This is a genomic window from Pseudoalteromonas sp. CO342X, from assembly GCF_004208915.1.
Classification (GTDB): domain Bacteria; phylum Pseudomonadota; class Gammaproteobacteria; order Enterobacterales; family Alteromonadaceae; genus Pseudoalteromonas; species Pseudoalteromonas maricaloris.
On sequence record NZ_SGPH01000020.1, the window covers coordinates 127331 to 147523 of the forward strand.

The following is a 20193-nucleotide window of genomic DNA, read 5'->3' on the forward strand; positions in this document are numbered from 1 at the left end:
TTAATTACTCCGCGCCAAAGATAGGTAGGTTTACAAGTTCAGGAGCCGCTTGCTTACGTGCAATACGGATCATGCTCTTAACTGGCTTAAGATATTCTTCGCCAAGTAGCTCCCATTGCTTAGAGTCGTTGTTCCAAACCCAAGCGTGTTTTTGGTCGAACGACTGGGCTACGTATGCGATACGGCCAAGACGTGCGAAGTCAACATTGATGTTTTTGCCATTTTGCTCAAGAGAACCTTGGCTCGCAACCATTGTTGTGCTGTAGTCAGTTTCAATAGTGTAAGCTTCAAGAACTTGACGGAACTTCTCAGAAGTCGTTACAGACGAGTTAGTCATGATGCCGCGAAGTTTCTCAACGCGCTCTAGACGTGTTTCTTGATTAAACGGAACGTCCGCTTTGATGAATTGCTCAAGCGTATCGATCATGCGATACATCAAAGGCACAACGTCCTGTTTTGTCTTGTCAATAGTACCAATCTGACGCTCAAGAGACTCAATACCTGCATTTTGATCTGCTACAAGACGTGCAACGTGATCGTTATACACTTTAAGCAGTTCTGCTTCTTCAACCAGACCACGGTATTCCGCGATCATTTCTTGAGACTGACCGTAAAGGTTATCAATCTTTTCTTGAGACTTTTTAGCAGCCGTTTGAGTTTGTTGACCTACTTTTTGTATGTCATTCAAAGGATCTGCAATCACATTGCTGCTTGCAAAAGCTGTCGCGCCTAAAAGCGCCGTAGCTACAAGACTCTTTCTGATTTTAACAGACATAGTTCCCAACCAATTAAGTAATGTTACTTTTATAATTTTCGCGCTCTCACCAACGTGAGAGCAACCCTGATATCATTTGACAGATATCAACTGTCCAATAATGCTAAATGCAACACGATGTGTCAACTTCACTGTGAAAACATTTTTTGTCAATAAATAAGTAATAATTATATACAAAACAAAAAATTAACATCAAAAACACAGCAAAAGATACACATCCTTTGTAAAACCAACCTTTTGCATACGCTGTTTACAATATTTTACATCAGATTTATTCCAATAAATTGAATAGATATTCCAAATAGAAATTATGAATAACCTATAAAAACAGCAATATAAGCTAGATTTTTCATTGCAAAGAACGCAAATTATTTCATCTTCTGCGAACTAACGCAAAATTTGTTTATCTATCCCAAATCGCTTGATCTATTTTTTCCTGCAGAACTTGAACGAATTCAGCGACGTGTAGACCATCCATTAAGGCATGGTGGACTTCAATACAAAATGGCATCGTACCATCTGCTTTATTGTATTTTCCGAACACAAATTTTGGGATGCCAAAGTCATCTCTACTGTGTCTCGCATGACCAAAACTGGAAAAAGATAACCATGGAAGTATAGATACATGAACGCAATTTGGCACCTGACTTTCCATTAAAAATTGCTCACTGACAAGCGGCCCATTTAGTTGTTCAGTTTTGCTATGAATATTGGCGCTAATAAAGCGGTTGAAATCACTTTCAGGTGCAAGCCTTACAAATCTGAAGGTTTCATCCCCTCGCAGAAAAACACTGCTAATTTCTACAGCATCATATTCAATCACCTCTCCAGCCTCTATACGATAACGAATGGGGGTATAGCTTTGTAATGCCAGTTGTAGTGCGTATAGGCAACTAAGAGAAAACGGAACGGCACTACGTTTACTCATTTCGTAAACTCTTTCCATTTGTAAGCTGACAGTAACGGTGAAATAAGGTTGGGCAAAATCATTGAAGAACGAAAAGTGTTCTTGGCGAGGCCAAGTATCAAGAGGTATTTTCTTTTTCATACAAAAAAAGGGGCGTGTGCCCCTCTCTGGTAATTAAACGGCGCTGTTATTATAGACCGTTTTCAATAATCTCTTGAGCTAATTTATCAGCAATTATATGTGTTGAAACTTTCTCATCTTCAGAACGCTTAAAGATTTCGGTTAGCGTGTCGTAGATACCTTCTACGTGTTTAGTCGCTGCAGCCTCATCATAACCCTCAGGTTTTGTTTCATAGTAAACATTGATGATCCCACCAGCATTAATCACATAGTCTGGTGCATATAAAATGCCTTTTTCACGAATGATCTCACCATGACGAGACTCTGCAAGCTGGTTGTTTGCACACCCTGCAATGATCGTGGCTTTGATACGTGGAATAGTGTCGTCATTTACCGTAGCACCTAGTGCACACGGCGCATACACATCAACATCTAAATCATAGATTTCGTCGATACCAACAGCAGTCGCATTGAAATCATTAACCACTCGTTGCACTGACTCTTCGTTAATATCTGTAACAAATAGCTCTGCACCCGCTTCATGGAGATGCTTACATAGAGTGTAAGCAACTGCACCCAAGCCCTGCACGGCAACTTTGATACCAGCCAAATCTTGGTGACCATACTTGTGCTGGTAAGCTGCTTTAATTCCAAGGAATGTGCCTAACGCAGTAAATGGAGAAGGGTTGCCGCTTTTACCTTCAAGACCCATTACGTAGTTTGTTTCTTTATGCATTACCATTACATCACCGGTGGTGATGTTTACGTCTTCAGCTGAGTAGTAACTGCCACCTAAACGGTCTAGGTGCTTACCAAACGCTCTGAATAGCGCTTCTGACTTGATAGTCTTAGCATCGCCAATAATGACAGATTTGCCACCACCAAACGGTAAACGTGCAACCGCATTCTTATATGTCATCCCTTTAGACAGACGCAGTACATCATATACTGCGTCTTCGTCAGAGGCATAATTCCATAGGCGACAGCCACCTACCGCAGGACCTAGTTTAGTGTTATGTACCGCGATAATCGCTTTAAGGCCTGATGCTTCGTCTGAACAGAATACGACTTGCTCATGGTTATCAAATTCAACTTGGTTAAATACAGCCACTTTCTTCTTCTCCAAAAATTATCTATCCCATACGGGTAAGCTCTTAGGTGTGACTTTGCGTTCAATACCACACCAAGGGCAAATAGCGCTGAAATTGGCAAGACTCTATCACTAACTCTAGCACCATTCCACAAATTGAGATGATATAAACCCAATTCAAAGCAAATACAAATATTTAATTCAAAACAAAAACAGATACAGGAAAAACAAACCATAAATGAAAAATTTAAAGGAATTTTAATTTAACTTATTGAATTTTTCTGAAGTTACTGTTTACGTAAACGGAAGGTAAATAGTCATTGTAAACATATCCATACAAGAAAGGAGGCGAATAGCCTCCTAAATAATACTTCGGCTGCTCAATTTAACACTGAAGCAGAATGTTTAAAGTGGAAAGTACCTATTGTACTCTCCATCAATGTATAGCTGATTAACTAAGTTTGCTATCTAACTCTTCAATTCGAGCTTTCCAAATTGCAGGGCCTTGAGTATGCGCATTTTCACCATTGCTATCAACGGCAACCGTCACCGGCATGTCTTCTACTTCAAATTCATAAATAGCTTCCATACCTAAGTCTTCAAACGCCACAACACGCGATTTCTTTATTGCCTTTGCCACTAAGTACGCAGCGCCACCAACAGCCATAAGGTACACGGCTTTATTTTGTTTGATTGACTCAACAGTTGCTGGACCGCGTTCGGCTTTACCGATCATACCGATAAGACCGGTTTTCTCTAACATCAGATCAGTAAACTTATCCATACGTGTAGATGTGGTAGGACCTGCAGGACCCACGACTTCATCGCCAACAGCATCCACTGGACCCACGTAATAGATAAACTTATTAGTGAAATCGACACCTTCTGGCAAGCCTTGACCAGAATTCATCATTTCTTGCAGACGTTTATGCGCCGCATCTCGACCAGTTAATATTTTGCCTGAAAGCAGGACAGTTTCACCCATTTTCCATTCTTGGATATCTGCTTTAGTCAAAGTATCTAGATTGACACGACGCGTATCTTCACCCACTTCCCAAGTCACTTCTGGCCAATCTTCGAGCTTTGGTGCTTTTAGATCTGCAGGACCTGAACCATCTAGTGTGAAATGTACGTGGCGTGTAGCTGCACAGTTAGGGATCATAACCACTGGCTTAGACGCTGCGTGTGTTGGTGCCGTTTTGATTTTTACATCAACAACGGTTGTTAAACCACCAAGGCCTTGTGCCCCAATACCTAGCTTATTTGCACGTTCAAAAATTTCTAGACGCAGTTTTTCTTCTGCGGTTTCGGCACCGCGTTCCATCAGCTCATGGATATCAACTGGATCCATTAAAGACTCTTTTGCCAATACAGCCGCTTTTTCTGCTGTACCACCAATACCTATCCCTAGCATGCCTGGAGGACACCAACCAGCGCCCATTGTCGGTAATGTTTTTTCTACCCATTCTGCAACATCATCTGATGGGTTTAGCATCACCATTTTAGTCTTGTTTTCAGAGCCGCCCCCCTTCGCTGCAATCATCACTTCAACTTCAGCACCAGGTACTAAATCAATGTGTACTACCGAAGGCGTATTGTCTTTGGTATTTTTACGGCTACCAGCAGGATCGGCAACGATTGATGCACGTAGCGGATTATCTGGGTTCATATAGGCACGACGAGTTCCTTCATCTACCATTTGTTGTACCGTCAAGTCAGTTTTATCCCACTTAACGTCCATACCGACTTTAACAAAGCAGGTTACTATCCCAGTGTCTTGACACAGTGGACGCTTACCTTCTGCTGACATACGTGAGTTAATTAAGATTTGTGCAATTGCATCTTTCGCGGCCTTACTTTCTTCTTTTTCGTAGGCTTTTTCTAATGCTTGGACAAAATCAAGTGGGTGGTAAAATGAGATATATTGAAGCGCATCTTCAATGCTATCAATAAAGTCTTGCTGACGGATTGTACTCATGACGGTTCCTCAATTTTCGACGGTATTTTTTGGTATTGAAACTTTCGCTGGCAATTGTTGTTATTCAGCGTCAGAAAGTCAATTTCAATACCTTAAACTATGGAATAGCAGGTAACTATGATAACCTCCCCGCCCGTTTGGGGCTAGCTTTGCAGGTCAAGTAAATGATAAACGAGCGAATAAACTGTACGAAATTAGACATTAGGCATAATGCACTAGAATTATTTGAACACTTTGCAAACGGATCTCAGGCTATCCTGTTAGATTCAAGCGATTCCGATCACATCAATAGCCGCTACGATATCATTGCGATTGCACCAATTAATTTACTTGAAGCTAAAGACGGAAATGTATTTTTAGACGGCGAACTGCAGAGTAATTCTATTTTCACTGTGATGAAAGATAAGCTTGCCCAGTATAGTAATTGCAGTGCTCCCCATGATTTACCTTTTAATGGCGGTTGGCTTGGTTATTTTGGCTATGATCTCGGCCGTTATATTGAACACATTCCACATTGTGCAGAACATGATATTCGGCTCCCCGATGCTTGTGTTGGCTTGTATCCAGACGCGTTAATTTATGACAAAGTACTCAAAGCTTGGTTTTATGTGTCACAACCTAATACACAAAGGCTAGAGATGTATTTGCAGCGGCTCGAGGACACCTCAGATTTTGAACCATTTAGACTGACGTCACAGTGGCAATCAAACATGACTAGAGCACAATACGAGCAAAATTTTGAGCGCATTCAATCTTATTTGCTAAGTGGCGACTGTTATCAAATAAACCTAGCACAACGATTCAGTGCGAGCTTTTCCGGCGCGCCGTGGCTCGCGTATAAAAAACTTCGAAACCACAACCAAGCACCTTTCTCAGCATTTTTTAACTTGGGCGATAGTGCCATTGTTTCCGTGTCACCAGAGCGCTTCATCCAAGTTAAAGACAATATTGTAGAAACTAAGCCGATTAAGGGCACCTTGCCAAGGTTACCAAATACTGACGCCGATAAAGCGCAAGCTGAAAAACTGAGAAACAGCAGCAAAGACCGAGCCGAGAATGTCATGATAGTTGACCTACTACGTAACGACTTGGGTAAAGTGGCCAAGCCGGGTTCTGTTGCGGTTCCATCACTCTTTGCAATCGAAAGTTTTCCTGCGGTTCACCATCTAGTCAGCACGGTAACGTCTAAACTGGCAGAAGAAAAATGTGCTGTTGATCAACTCGAAGCCGCCTTCCCCGGTGGCTCCATAACAGGTGCCCCTAAGATCCGTGCCATGGAAATCATCGAAGAGCTGGAGCCGCACAGACGCAGCGTTTATTGCGGCTCAATCGGCTACCTTAGCGCCTGTGGTAATATGGATACCTCTATCACTATCAGAACCCTAGTTTGTCATCAAAATAAGATACATTGCTGGGCAGGTGGTGGTATAGTCAAAGACTCTCAAGTACAGTTGGAATTTGAAGAGACTTACCACAAAGTGAATAAAATCCTCCCGGTATTAAATGAAGATTGATCAGGTTATATCGCAATTTATGTTGGCGCCCATAATGGCGCAAACACCAACCACACTGCATACTCTAAAGCAAAGTGCGGTGCTTATTCCTATTGTTGATGTAAACGCTCGAGCCCACCTGTTGTTTTGCAAACGCAGCAGCGAATTGCCGAGCCACCCGAGTCAAATTTGCTTTCCGGGCGGCAAAGTCGAACAACAAGATAGCAATATCATCAACACAGCACTGCGCGAAACCGAAGAAGAGATAGGTCTGACAATCTCTGAGTCTCAAGTATTGGGCATATTGCCGTTTATGCAAACGCTCACCGGCTACCAAATCACCCCCGTTGTTGCTTCTGTACAACAAGATGCGACTTGGGTGAATCAAAGCGACGAAGTGCAACATACTTTTACGGTGCCATTAAACCAATTAAGCATGGCCAAGAATTGGCGAACCTTCCATTTTACCAATAAAGGCAAACCCGTTTCACTCGACGGGTTTATGACACCGCACGGTTTACTGTGGGGCGCAACGGCAAAAATCGTCAAACAGTTCACCGCCCTATTTTAGCCCTTAACTGGTAAGACCTTTTTTAAAATCCCCTTCCACCTTGCAGATTAGAGACCTTTCTATCATGCTTACTGCAAAACTGGCATATACTTTTGCCGATTATGGGTTACTTCCCAAAGTAGACACGTTATGATGGCGTCCGTTTTAAAGGCAATGTGAGTAAAATTTATGATCAGTGCATTCGATATGTTTAGTATCGGTATTGGCCCTTCTTCCTCTCATACAGTGGGACCAATGCGTGCTTCTAGGTTATTCGTACAAGACCTTCAGGCACAAGGCATCGTTGATGATATCACTTCGGTGAAAGTGGAACTGTTCGGTTCTTTAGGCCAAACCGGTATTGGCCACGGCTCTGGCAAGGCTGTTATTTTAGGACTTGCGGGTTACGACCCTGAGACCATTGATGCAGATCTAGTACCAGAGATCTTAGAAACCATAGAAAATGAACAGGTTATCTATCTCGACAAGCAACATAAAGTAAAATTTCCTAAGCAAGGTGCGATTGTTTTTCACCGTCGCAAAACGCTGCCTAAGCACTCCAATGCAATGGAAATTAAAGCATATAAAGGCGAAGAGCTTGCTCATAGCCAAATTTACTACTCGATTGGTGGTGGCTTTATCGTTACCGATCAGAATTTTGAAGCTGAAAAGCAAGCAGCGCTAGATATCAGAACAGAAAACCCAGCACCTTACCCATTCAATTCAGCCGCCGAGCTACTGGAAATGTGTAAAGAGTCTGGGCTCAGTGTGTCTTCGTTAATGATGGCCAACGAGAAAACGCTACGTAAAGAATCTGAAATCAAAGAAACGCTATTCCACATTTGGCAGGTAATGAAAGCGTGTATTGAACGTGGTATGAAAACCGAAGGTATTTTACCGGGCGGTTTAAAGGTTCGTCGTCGCGCACCTAGCCTGTATTTAAAACTCAGTGTAGAAACACACCAAGATCCACTGCGCGCAATGGATTGGGTGGATTTGTTTGCCCTTGCAGTCAACGAAGAAAATGCAGCGGGCGGCCGCGTAGTGACCGCACCAACCAATGGTGCAGCCGGTATTCTTCCAGCGGTGTTAATGTACTATCACACTTTTATCAAAGAAGTGGATATAGAGATTGCCACACGTTACCTACTTACCGCAGCGGCGATTGGGATCTTATATAAAAAGAATGCCTCAATTTCTGGCGCCGAAGTTGGATGCCAAGGTGAAGTAGGTGTTGCGTGCTCAATGGCTGCTGGCGCTTTAACTGAAATAATGGGTGGTAACGTTATACACGTTGAAAACGCAGCCGAGATTGGTATGGAGCATAATCTGGGTCTAACCTGCGACCCTGTCGGTGGGCTTGTGCAAGTTCCGTGTATTGAGCGTAATGCAATGGGTTCTATTAAAGCCATTAACGCATCTCGCCTTGCTTTGCGCGGTACGGGCGATCAAAAAGTATCACTAGATAAAGTGATTAAAACGATGCTTGATACCGGTAACGATATGAAAACCAAGTATAAAGAAACCGCGCGCGGTGGATTGGCAGTAAATATTATTGAGTGCTAACTGACAATTGTCAGTTCACTTTATAGATGACTTAATGGCATCATGATGGCAAATCATGGTGCCATTTTTTATGGTGTATACAGATTAAATTACTGATTTTAGTTTACTCTTTATAAGCATGAATAATTAACTTTAGACTAGAGTAAGCGGTAAAATAGCGCATAGTGGTTAAAACCTTTATATAGCTACTGCCGTTTACAACAATAGAGTTTTTACGGTGACAGCACTTAATCACCTTGCTAACGCAAAAGTATCTATTGTCATTTAGTAAAGGCAATATGTAGTAACCATGGAATAATTTCCACAAGACCCATGATAAATAAGCATTATCAGAAATTCAGGCTATTTACATCCATACGGTAATAGATGGATAAAATACGACTAAGCTAAATATCAACATCAATTATCAACAAAAAGGAGTAAATTGATTATGTCCGGCACTACGATGGTTTTTTTAATTGTACTTATTAGCGTTGGTGGAGGCATACTTAGCGAAATGTATAAACGCCGTTTAGAATACAAAAAGTTAGATTCGCAAAGCCAAAAAGAACGAGACCAATTGCACGCAGAGCTTAATGCTTTGAAATCAAGAGTTGCCATTCTTGAGCAGATTGTTACTGACGAAGGTTATCAAGTTAAAAAGGATATTAACAGTTTATAATAGCCACCCACCAAAGATTACAAACAGGTTAAATCACCCTCTAACCTGTTTGTTTTTTCAACAGCCCCTACCCCTGTTTACATTTGTTTTCAAACAACCTAACTACATGAAAATATAAATAAAAAATATTTTTTGCTTACAAAATAGTTACAATAAAATAAATTATAAAATTGCTAACATAAATTTACTTGAGTACATTTGTTGCCGTAAAGATCACGAAGGTAAATAACATGAATAACAATAAATTCAAATATACTGCTTTATCTGCAGCGATAGTATTAGCGCTATCTGCTTGTGGTGGTAGTGATAACAATAAGAACAGCTCAGCTCAAGAAGTAGATCAAGCCCCTCAAGCCGGCGTTACTCAATTAGAGAATGTTAAGCATTGGCAAACAACTTCAGGTCCAATTCAAGCCTCAGATGCTGATGGTGATAACCTATCAATTGCAATATTTGATGGTGAAACTGAGATCATCCCAGAAGACAATGTTTATACTCTTTCACATGGTATTTTGACACTAAAAGGTATCAACGCGTTTGACTACCTGTCAGTGACAGGCGAAGCGGCAACAATTAACTTCACAGTAACAGCAAACAGTAAATCAGCTAGTGGTAGCATTGAGATCCCAGCAGCCATTACAGATCCCCTAGCTAGCCAACAATGGCACTTAAACAACACCGGTCAGAAAGCATATGCACTGAGTGACGAAATGAAACAAGGTCTCGTCGACTTATATGTAGGCCGTGGAATAATGACAGAAGAGGAAGCCCAACAATATTGGGATAAAGAATTCGAAGAAGCAGAAACAAACATCTTAGTCGCTGGCGAAGATATGAATGTAAAAAATGCATTCGCTCAAGGTGTTACTGGTCAAGGCGTTACTGCGGTAGTAGTAGACTCAGGACTTGAAATTCGACACGAAGATTTAGCACCTAATGTGCTTCCGAATCGATCATTAAACCTTTTAAACGACGCTTTGGATAAAACAGACCCAACAAGCAAGGCAACCAATGGCGACCATGGTACTAGCGTAGCTGGCCTTATCGCCTCAAAAGGTTGGAATGGCTTAGGCGGCCGAGGTGTTTCACCTGATACAGGCCTCATTGGAATGAACTTATTGGCAAGCGGCGAAAAAACGCCGAAGCAAGAGCTATTAGTTCATGGCTTTCCTGGTTCAGGTATCACTGTAAGCGAGTCTATTTCTGTGTTTAACCGCAGCTATGGTCTTACTTACCCAGTTCAATTTAGCTATTCAGAACTCGACGAAGCCATTGAGTCTTATCCAAACAGAAAGCTTCGCTCAGGTAAAGGAGCGACCAACGTAAAATCAAGCGGTAATAGCTTCATGAGTGAAGACTTAGAAGGGTCATTTTGTGAAGATAATGGTGCAAATGACCTTGGGTTAACTTGTTACAACAGCAACAGTGAAAGTAGTCAAGGCCATCCATACTACTTTTCTATTGGCGCTGTTAACTCGAATGGTAAACACACAAGCTATTCAAGCGCTGGTTCTAACCTATTAGCTGCAGCCCCAGCTGGTGAATATGGCCGTTGGGCTCCAGCAATGGTTACAACAGACCCGATGACATGTTTGAGCGGTAGCTCAGGCTACACCGGCCGCACGATAGCTGGTTGGACTGCCGCTTATGGTGAAGAGTTTGCCGCAAGCCAGTATCCATTCGATTACCCTGGTCATCCTGAAAACCCTAATTGTAATTATCGTTCTTCTATGAACGGAACTTCTTCGGCGGCTCCAAATGCATCTGGTGTGATATCTTTAATCCTTTCAGCCAACAACGAACTAACTTGGAGGGATGTGAGACACATCATTGCATCGACTAGTACCAAGAATGATGCTGAAAATGCATCTGTAACTGTACCTGTAGGTGATAACGAATTCGTTGCACATGATGGTTGGGTTGAGAATGCGGCTGGTTATAGCCATAATAATCTTTACGGATTTGGACGTGTCGATGCTGGCGAGGCTGTGAAAATGGCTAAGTCTTACTCGAACAATTTAGGTGAAGAAGTAATTACTGATTGGACCGGCGCAGGCTCAGTAGTAGCAGAAGAATCACTTGAAATGCCAATTCCTGATAATAGCTTGGTTGGTGCGACATACAAAGTCACAATTGAAGATGATATCAAAGTTGAAGCAGCTCAGTTCAAACTAGACGTATTCAACGATGAATTCGGTATGGGAATAGAAAGCGGTGAAGATGTCCTTCAGTCTACTGCGGGCTCCGATTTAGCGATTGAAGTTATCTCTCCAAGTGGTACTAGAAGTGTTTTACTGTCATCTCGACAAGCGTTGATACGCCCAGCATATGACCTTAGTGGAGCCGGCTTCCAGAACGGCTACATCCTGAAAAATGGGGTATTTTTATCAAATAGCTTCTATGGCGAATCAGCCAAAGGGGAATGGACAATTCGCGTGCTAGACGTTTCTGACAAATCGTTTGCAACAGCTAGCACAGGCGATATTGTCTATAATGGTTACGTGAACAACTCTACACCATCAAAATTGATGGGTGCAGCTGTACGTATCTTTGGTCACCAGTCTGCTGAGTAATAGGAGTGTATATTATGAACAAGTTAAAAATCGCAGCACTAATTACGGGTTCACTATTCTTGACTCAAGCAGAAGCTAATGACAACTTGACTCCAAAAATGGAGAAGGTCAACAAAGTGGCAAGTTTTGAACAACCTGACTTTGGCGCTTATAAAATCATGTCTGATCATGCATTAGTTCCTGCAGCAATTGCTGATCCTAATGCTGTTATTAGCAAAAAAGGTAATAAAGCTTTGGTTAAGTCAACTTCTGTCAGCAAGTTGTTCACTAAAGGTTCTTTAGTAAAAAATATTTTTAATGGTGAAATTGCTCCGGTATCTGGCAATATCAACCTTTTATTGAAAGACGGTGCGTCTGCAAGCGATTTAGCAAGTGAATTCGACGTTGCTGTTGAAAATACATATGACGGTGGCAGAATTGCCGTTGTTAGTGTAAATAGCAATCAAGATTTACTTGGTAAACTTGCCGAGCTGAAGCAATCGGGAAAGGTAGTTGAAGCTAAAATTGAAGTGTTAGGTACTTTATACACATCTAGATAACCTCACTGTTAAACACAGACTTTCTAAAGCCTCATGTCGAATGGGGCTTTTTTTGCACTCCGAAAGCCAACACCTCTGACGACATTACTTTCTACTTGGCCTCAAATTTTGGCTAGATAAACGTGACCACCATATTTTGCATATCCCTTGCCTCCTCTTCTAGTTGGCTCATCCTGAAATCAATTTAATTTATTGAATTACATAAAGATCTAAACGACCCTACTATCCTAAAATTGCAGTTTTTGAACCTGATAACCAAAACCATACACGCAAACATCATAAAAGCACCCGTTTCAAAGCGAGCTCATTGATATCGTGTCACTGCGTCATGAACTCGTGAAGCCGTCCAAACTGATTGATAGCGAATATAGGTTGAATTTACACAATACTATGTTGATAAAGGTTCTGACACAAAGCCTATCCACCTGCTCGCGGGTCTCGAATATCTTAAACAAACCCACAAACTGCTGACGAAAACACAGTAGCCATATGGTGCGAAAATCCGTCTGGTAATACCTTTGTGGTGTGTAATTCTTTATCCAATAATGGAAAATATCACTGATAAGCGACCCTACAGCTGTTTTGTAGATAGGGCTCATCGAGGGTGCTTAGCTGCGTATTATGATGTATATATTGCTGGGCAAAAGCATGGAGTGACATCGAGTATTAAGAGAAAGCGCAAGCGATGCAATACAATACAATACAATACTATAAAGCTATTCATCGGGCACATGAAACAGGATAGACACTTGGGTCTTAACCGCTTAAAAAGAAAGTAAGATGATGGACTTAACGCAAGTGCTTGCAGGTGTAGACCAAAACTGCCTTCCTAACCCGACTGCGGCTTTTTATACTTGGACTTTATAGCAGTTATTAGCGGCACTAAACGGCTTTGAAAAGTTAGGCTATCGATAAAAGATAATGCTCAGTCTGGACTAATTTGGTTAGGCCAGTCTGAGCATAAAACGTCAATATTCAGCATGAAGTTAGCCGACTAACCATTTCGCCATAAAGACGATAACAGGTAAGGTAACAAGCGTTCTTAAAATAAATATTAGGAATAGCTCCCACAAGTTCACCGGGATTTTGCTACCAAGCAATAATGCCCCAACTTCAGACATATAAATTAACTGGGTAACACTCATTGCGGCAACGATAAACCTGGTGGTATCACTTTCAATAGTGCCTGCAGCAAGGATTGACGGAATAAACATATCAGCAAAGCCGACAACGATTGTCTGTGCTGCTTTTTCGGCTTCTGCCACATTGAGTAGCTCGAGGTAAGGAACGAAAGGTGTACCTAAATATTGAAATACAGGGGTGTATTCTGCGATGATCAGGGCAAAAGTACCAACTGCCATAACCACGGGAAGTACAGCAAATACCATATCTAACGCATTATGCAGGCCTTCTTCTAATGTACCTTTAAGCCCTGGTGCCGTTTTTGCCTTAGCAAGTGCAATATCCAAAGAGTGACCTAATAGGCCTTTTCCTTCTGGTACCGATTCTGAATCCTGATTGTGATCACTACCATCTACATAGATATCCTTTTTGAACCTTAGCGGTGGTAAGCGCGGCACTATGATCGCTGCAACAAAGCCAGCTGCACATACGGTGAGGTAAAAAGGAGCAAACAGGTGTTCGAGTTTAACTTGACCAATCACAACTAAACAGAAAGTAATGGAAACCGCAGAGAATGTGGTGCCGATGATAGCCGCTTCTCGTTGTGTATAGTGCTTATCCTCATATTGGCGAGCGGTCATCAAGATACCTACACTACCATCGCCAAGCCAAGAAGCAACACAGTTTACCGCGCTACGACCAGGCACACCGAATAGCGGGCGCATCACTTTGGTCAAGAGTGTGCCAACCATCTCAAGTAGACCAAAGTTAAGTAGTAATGGCAGTAACAAGCCGGCAAGAATAAAGACAGAAAAGAGTACAGGTAACAAGTCATTTAGCACTAATGCTCCTGTGTTTTCTGAATGGATCGCTTCTGGACCAACACCATTGAAGGTAAGCACAATAAACACCATGCCGACTAGTCGGGTTATCAACCAAACCCAGCTAACGTCAAATAAGTGCTTTATTATGGTTATTTTTAATAGCGCTTGGGGTCTTAGGAGCTTCATCACCAAACTCATGATCCCGGTAATACATACTATTGCGACAATCATGTCTTTAATAAAAGGAGCGACTTGCGCTTGTAACCACTTCGCCATAACAGCGATTGGGATAGTCATTGCTTCCCCCACTGCCACTGGCGTCATAAATAAAAAGATACCAATCAATGACGGTACGATAAACGCAAACCACGTTTGTAAGGTGGAGCGTGGTGTCATAGTGCTCTCTGTCATTTTTTACTTCCACAAAAACAAAGAAAAGAGCCGAAGCTCTTTTCGTTTTTAAATTATTATATTTATTAGATTGTTAGACCTTTTTGCCTAAGCAAAGTGATCAAGGCTTGATGCAGATTATTCATGGTGTTTGCATCAAGTACGTTACCTTCGCTATCCTTCCAGGTAATTGAAGTACGCGTATCCTGCGCTTGAGCGATCTTTATCGTGTAATCACCATTGTCAATTGGCAACACAACCGCTTCTTCACCCCAAATAGAGTCCCAAACGCTGCTTTCAGGCGCTTCATAACGGACCAAAACTTCCTGCTTTTCTCTATCGACACGAACAACCGTAAAGTTACTTCTTTCTAGGAAGTTTGAGAAGCGATCAAGCACCGCTTCTTGACCTTTTTCTGTCAGTAGCGCCGAATCACCATTCTTGTCAAACCCAAGTTCAAGTGCCAGTACACCTTGGCGCTTACGCATTTCAACTTGCAGTAGACGATATTGATAGTCAAATTCTGAAACGACTTCGTTCAGTGCCCGAACTTCGAGGTGGTTTTTCTGAAGCGCAGTTAACTCACCATCGCCTTGATAATCTACCAATTCCGCTCGAATTGACGCCGTACGCTGATGTTCTTTTTGCTCTACAGTAAACTTAAACTTTTGCTTAGATGGCTCTGCCGCTTCTTCCCAAAACCAGCCGTCTTTAGGCTTAATCAGTGAATACCAAGTTGTCGTCACCGAACCTTGCGCCTTGTTATCGCTTTCAAGTCCGGCGTTATGCATCGCCACAACGCCATCCACAGCGCGCCAAATAAATGCCGGTAAATCTTCTATACCATCATTCTTATCAAAAAAGATCCTTGCAGCTTCTTCGCCCTGCTCTACCCAACTGCCTTGCGCAACTGTTAATACCTGTTGCGGTGCACGGTAACTTACCGGTTCAGCTGTATTTTCATATTGGCCGACTGGCATTGCAAATTCTGGGTCTCGATAAGGCTGAGCTAAGCCCTCAGGGGCTTTCACCGGTGCATTTGCACGATAATTTCTTTCATGATGTGCATCATTTGTAAAAATACTACAGCCGCTTAGACTAACGGCAATTCCAAGAACCAGTGATTTTGGGATCCAATACTGCACTCATTTACTCCTTAGCAAACCCTATTATTATTCGAATCAAAGTTATGATTTAGGATTGCCGAATTGGTTCACACAAAGTTGCCAAAAATTGACAATCTCTGAATTAATAACGCTATGCTATCAAATATTCCACGTACTATATCGGGAACACGTATCTCATAGCCAAAATTTTGCCTTATGTTACTTGTCATACATTAGAAAAACAAGCAACCATGCCGCGCAACCCTAATTCTATTTTTTATTACAACGCGCTAGCGCTAAAACTCAGATATGGTAGTATTTCGCGTTAACTATTAACCTTGAGCGCATTACGTGAAATCAGAGGTTCCAAAATGACCATGCATGCAAACCATCAACTTGTCTTAACCGCAATAGGAGAAGACAGATCTGGTATTGTTGGCGAATTGACACAGCTTGTGAGTGACTGCAACTGTAATATTATCGACAGTCGTATCGCAATATTGGGAAATGAATTTACCTTTATTATGTTGCTAGCCGGTGACATGGCGTCTATTAGTCGTGTAGAACATACCTTACCAGCAAAAGGGATGGAACTCGGTCTCTTAACCATGATGAAACGCACGTCGAGCCATCAGCAAGGCGAATACAGTGCAGGTTATACTTTGGAATATGAAGGACTAGATACTCCCGGTACACTCAGCAAAGTAACGCGCTATTTTGCAGCACAAGGAGTGAATATTTGTTCACTAAAGTCAGATACTTTTGAGCAAGAAGACGAGCTACATATGCGCTGCGAGCTTGAGTTTAATATTCCAGTGGATGTGGATATTGATAACTTTAAAGTTCAGTTCGAAGATCTTTCACACTCCTTAAACGTAGACTATATATTCAGACGCATTCGCTAAGGATTTACTATGAATACTTTGAAAGTTGGTGATAAAGCACCATTATTCTCACTGCAAAACCAAAACGACGAGACTGTTGAGCTTGCTACTTTATTAAAGTCACATCAAGTTTTAGTCTATTTTTATCCTAAAGCATTGACCCCAGGCTGTACCGTTCAGGCTGAAAATCTGCGTGACCACAAAGCTGAACTGGCTGAATTAAACACCGTAGCCGTTGGCATTAGTCCAGATCCTGTGAAAAAGTTAAAGAACTTTGAAAACAAAAAAGAACTCAACTTTGACTTACTCTCGGATGAAGACCACGCGGTAGCCGATGAGTTTGGTGTGTGGGGATTAAAGAAATTTATGGGTAAAGAATATGACGGCATTCATCGCCTATCTTTCTTAGTCGGTCAAGACGGCACCATCAAGCACGTGTTCAATAAGTTTAAAACCAAAGATCACCATGAAGTCGTGATTAACCACTTAAAAGAACAAGCTTAAAGTGACCCCTTAAACCGTATTTACGTATCTTTAAGAAATAAAAAACGGAGCAAATGCTCCGTTTTTTATTCACTTCAACCGGCTTTAATCAAGCGCGTTTTCTACTTTATTAAATAAGGTAGTGATCTCTTTACTTGGCTCCTTGGTCAGAAGGCTGACAGCAAAGATAGCGATAGTCGCAACAATAAACCCTGGAACAATTTCATATAATGTCGCGCTAAGCGGCTCACCATTATAAGTAAACGGACCATAGATCCATACCAACACAGTCACCGCGCCAGATACCATGCCGGCGAGTGCTCCAGCAAAGTTCATGCGAGACCAGAATAAGCTTATCAATACTAGCGGGCCAAATGCCGCACCAAAACCAGCCCAAGCATTACTTACAAGATCTAGAATCGAGCTATCTCTGTCGTACGCAAGGTAAATGGCAGCAAGCGCTACAACTAGTACACTGATACGACCAACAAGCACAAGTTCTTTATCCGAAGCATTTTTGTTCAAGAATATCTTATAAAAGTCTTCAGTTAACGAGCTCGAACTCACTAACAACTGCGAAGAAATGGTACTCATAATTGCTGCAAGAATTGCTGCGAGTAAGAAACCAGCAATCAATGGGTGGAACAATAACTGAGATAAAATCAAGAAAATGGTCTCGGCATCATCCACAACAATCCCATGTTCATGTGCGTAAGCTGCACCAAACAAACCAGTGCCCACAGCACCGAGAGCTGCAACTATCATCCAGCTCATCCCTATGCGACGCGCTGTCGGCATGTCTTTCACACTTCGAACAGACATAAAGCGCACGATAATATGAGGTTGACCAAAGTAGCCAAGACCCCAAGACATTGCTGAAATAATACCTATTGCACCAGCCGAACCAACCCAAGTTAACATCGTTGGGTTTAACTCATTTAGTGTTTGAGATAGCGGATTATCGAGCAGTGAGAAGGTAACTAAAGGCACTAAAATCAAAGCGATAAACATAATACAACCTTGTACAAAGTCGGTCAGACTTACCGCTAAAAAGCCGCCAAATAAAGTATAAAGCACAACAACGCCGGTGGTGATGTATAAACCACTCTCATAGCTCATGCCAAATGAACTTTCAAACAGCTTACCACCAGCAACCACACCAGAGGAGGTATATAGGGTGAAGAAAACAATGATCACTAACGCTGAGACTATTCTTAACGCGTTTCCTCTATCTTCAAAACGATTTGCAAAATAGTCAGGAATAGTTATCGCATCATTTGCATACTCTGTGTAAACACGCAGGCGTGGTGCAACCAATAAATAGTTAAGCCAAGCACCAATCACAAGACCTATTGCAATCCATGTACTGCTAAAACCATACAGGAACATGGCACCCGGCAGACCCATTAAGATCCAACCACTCATGTCGGATGCGCCCGCTGAAAGCGCCGCTACACTTGGTGGTAAGCTACGACCGCCCAACATGTAGCCTGACACATCACTGGTCGACTTTTTATATGCGTATAACCCAATTCCCAACATCGCAATAAAATACAGTGCGAGAGAGATTATCGTACCTATCTCCAAATTAGCCTCCTAATTGTTAGTTGGGCTCTTCTCCAAATGTGAGCTTTTTCTATCACTTAATTATTCGATTTCTAACTCACTTTGAATAAAAGCCAAAAACATAAAGAACCCACTATAACATGCACAAACCATACACCCAACCACCTGCGACCATTGATCAAAACAGTATTTTATTCGTACCTAATTCAACTGGTTAATTATCATTCAGTCTATGTTCTGTATTTACCCATATTCTGTAAACTCAATTTCCCAGCGTGACCTGATTGCACTTTTACCTTATATTAAAGCCAATAGCATTTTGTTTGGACGGTAGTATCTATGTACTTTTACGCGGCTCGTCAGCCAATTTTTGATGTCCAAAGGGAATTGATTGGATACGAACTTTTATTTCGTGATGGCCTAAATAATGTATTTCCCGAAATTGACGGTGATGAAGCAACAAGTCGCTTGGTTGAAGGCAGCCAGTTTACCTTTGGTCTTGATGACCTCACAAATCAACGCCCTGCTTACATTAACTTCACCCTAGAGACGCTGGCAAAAGGCTATGTGCAAATGTTGGCGCCAGAACAAGTCGTCGTCGAGATATTAGAAACGGTACAACCGGGGAAAAGACTCTTAGCGTGTGTAAAAGAGCTTAAAGAGCAAGGCTATACGCTTGCACTTGACGATTACCATCACCAAAATGTATGGCGCCATTTTTTTCCCTATATTGACCAGATAAAAGTCGATTTGTTGGCAACTAACCTAGAGCAAATCCATGCCATTAAAACCGCAATACAGGATTTCCCTAACATTGATTTAGTGGCAGAAAAAGTAGAAACCTACGAACAGTTTGAACTCGCCAAGTCGCTTGGATTCAAATATTTTCAAGGCTTCTTTTTTGCCAAACCCGAAATGGTCAAAACCAAAGCGTTGGCTCCTTCAGAATTAGCCATGGCTGAATTGCTTTATGAGACTTCAAGCGTTGAGCCCGACCTTGCTAGGATCACACAGGTCTTTGAGCGTGATGTAAACCTAAGCTACAAACTTCTTCGTTATGCAAATAGTGCTGTATTTAAACGTCGAGCAGAAATATCAACGATTAAACAAGCCTTGGTAGTACTCGGTAGTGAAGAGCTTAAGCGTCTGATCTCATTATTATTTGCTTCACAGCTTAATACTGAAAAGCCCAAAGAGCTGCTTTCACTCTCATTATTGCGCGCACACTTTATGGAAGCAATAGCAACCAAGGCCAATAAAGTCTCCGATACTGGAAGTACATTTTTGGTTGGCATGATGTCACTGATGGACGCCATTCTCGATGACGATATGGCCAGTTTATTGACGAAACTACCCTTATCTCAAGAAATTAAATCAACCCTACTGAAAAAACCGAGTGCTTTTGGTATTTATCTGGACCTCGCTGAATCTATGGAAAGGGGTGACTGGGAGAGCGTTGAAACCATATCAAAATCTCTTGACGTAACCAGCCAAAATATCGCCGAGCTATATCAAAAATCGCAAGTTTGGAGTGACACTCAAATAAAAGCGATAGAGTAACCAACC

At 41.9% G+C, this 20193-nt stretch carries 16 protein-coding genes; 9 read left to right on the forward strand and 7 right to left on the reverse strand.

Going from position 1 to position 20193, the window contains the following annotated elements; all coding sequences use genetic code 11:
• Window positions 1–4: 4 nt before the first annotated feature.
• The 4 genes from EXT47_RS10760 to EXT47_RS10775 form a co-directional block, all read right to left on the reverse strand.
• Window positions 5–775: a DUF3450 domain-containing protein gene (locus tag EXT47_RS10760; RefSeq protein WP_039492469.1), complete on the reverse strand. Its 771-nt coding sequence runs from the start codon at window positions 773–775 to the stop codon at window positions 5–7.
• A gap of 403 nt (window positions 776–1178) precedes the next feature.
• Window positions 1179–1823 carry a CatA-like O-acetyltransferase gene (locus EXT47_RS10765; protein ID WP_039492471.1) on the reverse strand — a complete coding sequence of 215 codons (645 nt, stop codon included), beginning with the start codon at window positions 1821–1823 and terminating at the stop codon, window positions 1179–1181.
• A gap of 49 nt (window positions 1824–1872) precedes the next feature.
• Window positions 1873–2913, reverse strand: a complete 1041-nt coding sequence (locus EXT47_RS10770; RefSeq protein WP_010369022.1) for a Glu/Leu/Phe/Val dehydrogenase — start codon at window positions 2911–2913, stop codon at window positions 1873–1875.
• Window positions 2914–3343: 430 nt separating this feature from the next.
• On the reverse strand, window positions 3344–4870 hold the full coding sequence (locus EXT47_RS10775) for a fumarate hydratase (RefSeq protein ID WP_010606398.1): 1527 nt from the start codon (window positions 4868–4870) through the stop codon (window positions 3344–3346).
• A 164-nt stretch (window positions 4871–5034) separates the two neighbouring features.
• Here EXT47_RS10775 and pabB point away from each other — a divergent pair, with 164 nt between their 5' ends.
• The 6 genes from pabB (at window position 5035) to EXT47_RS10805 (ending at window position 12252) form a co-directional block, all read left to right on the forward strand.
• Window positions 5035–6384 carry an aminodeoxychorismate synthase component I gene (pabB, locus tag EXT47_RS10780; RefSeq protein WP_130126577.1) on the forward strand — a complete coding sequence of 450 codons (1350 nt, stop codon included), beginning with the start codon at window positions 5035–5037 and terminating at the stop codon, window positions 6382–6384.
• A gap of 34 nt (window positions 6385–6418) precedes the next feature.
• Window positions 6419–6934: a CoA pyrophosphatase gene (locus tag EXT47_RS10785; protein ID WP_235368043.1), complete on the forward strand. Its 516-nt coding sequence runs from the start codon at window positions 6419–6421 to the stop codon at window positions 6932–6934.
• Between the two features lie 168 nt (window positions 6935–7102).
• Window positions 7103–8479: an L-serine ammonia-lyase gene (locus EXT47_RS10790; RefSeq protein WP_010369030.1), complete on the forward strand. Its 1377-nt coding sequence runs from the start codon at window positions 7103–7105 to the stop codon at window positions 8477–8479.
• A 430-nt stretch (window positions 8480–8909) separates the two neighbouring features.
• Window positions 8910–9140: a hypothetical protein gene (locus EXT47_RS10795; protein ID WP_017218017.1), complete on the forward strand. Its 231-nt coding sequence runs from the start codon at window positions 8910–8912 to the stop codon at window positions 9138–9140.
• Between the two features lie 230 nt (window positions 9141–9370).
• Window positions 9371–11713, forward strand: a complete 2343-nt coding sequence (locus EXT47_RS10800; RefSeq protein ID WP_130126578.1) for a S8 family serine peptidase — start codon at window positions 9371–9373, stop codon at window positions 11711–11713.
• A gap of 14 nt (window positions 11714–11727) precedes the next feature.
• Window positions 11728–12252 carry a hypothetical protein gene (locus EXT47_RS10805; RefSeq protein WP_039492476.1) on the forward strand — a complete coding sequence of 175 codons (525 nt, stop codon included), beginning with the start codon at window positions 11728–11730 and terminating at the stop codon, window positions 12250–12252.
• Window positions 12253–13238: 986 nt separating this feature from the next.
• Here EXT47_RS10805 and EXT47_RS10810 read toward each other — a convergent pair.
• Both EXT47_RS10810 and bamC read right to left on the reverse strand, forming a co-directional pair.
• Window positions 13239–14609 (reverse strand): YjiH family protein, encoded by a 1371-nt coding sequence (locus EXT47_RS10810; RefSeq protein ID WP_130126579.1) that lies wholly within the window; start codon window positions 14607–14609, stop codon window positions 13239–13241.
• Between the two features lie 65 nt (window positions 14610–14674).
• Window positions 14675–15733, reverse strand: coding sequence for an outer membrane protein assembly factor BamC (gene bamC / locus EXT47_RS10815; RefSeq protein ID WP_045990484.1), 1059 nt, complete (start codon window positions 15731–15733; stop codon window positions 14675–14677).
• Window positions 15734–16065: 332 nt separating this feature from the next.
• Here bamC and EXT47_RS10820 point away from each other — a divergent pair, with 332 nt between their 5' ends.
• On the forward strand, window positions 16066–16599 hold the full coding sequence (locus EXT47_RS10820) for a glycine cleavage system protein R (protein ID WP_010369065.1): 534 nt from the start codon (window positions 16066–16068) through the stop codon (window positions 16597–16599).
• 9 nt (window positions 16600–16608) lie between these two features.
• A complete protein-coding gene (gene bcp, locus EXT47_RS10825) occupies window positions 16609–17082 on the forward strand; it encodes a thioredoxin-dependent thiol peroxidase (protein WP_130126580.1) in 474 nt (157 codons plus the stop codon).
• Between the two features lie 84 nt (window positions 17083–17166).
• Here bcp and putP read toward each other — a convergent pair whose 3' ends face one another.
• Window positions 17167–18648 (reverse strand): sodium/proline symporter PutP, encoded by a 1482-nt coding sequence (putP, locus tag EXT47_RS10830; RefSeq protein ID WP_130126581.1) that lies wholly within the window; start codon window positions 18646–18648, stop codon window positions 17167–17169.
• Window positions 18649–18966: 318 nt separating this feature from the next.
• On the opposite strand from putP, the gene EXT47_RS10835 reads away from it, so the two are divergent.
• Complete coding sequence (locus tag EXT47_RS10835) at window positions 18967–20187, forward strand: EAL and HDOD domain-containing protein (RefSeq protein ID WP_130126582.1); 1221 nt, start codon at window positions 18967–18969, stop codon at window positions 20185–20187.
• Window positions 20188–20193: the final 6 nt, after the last annotated feature.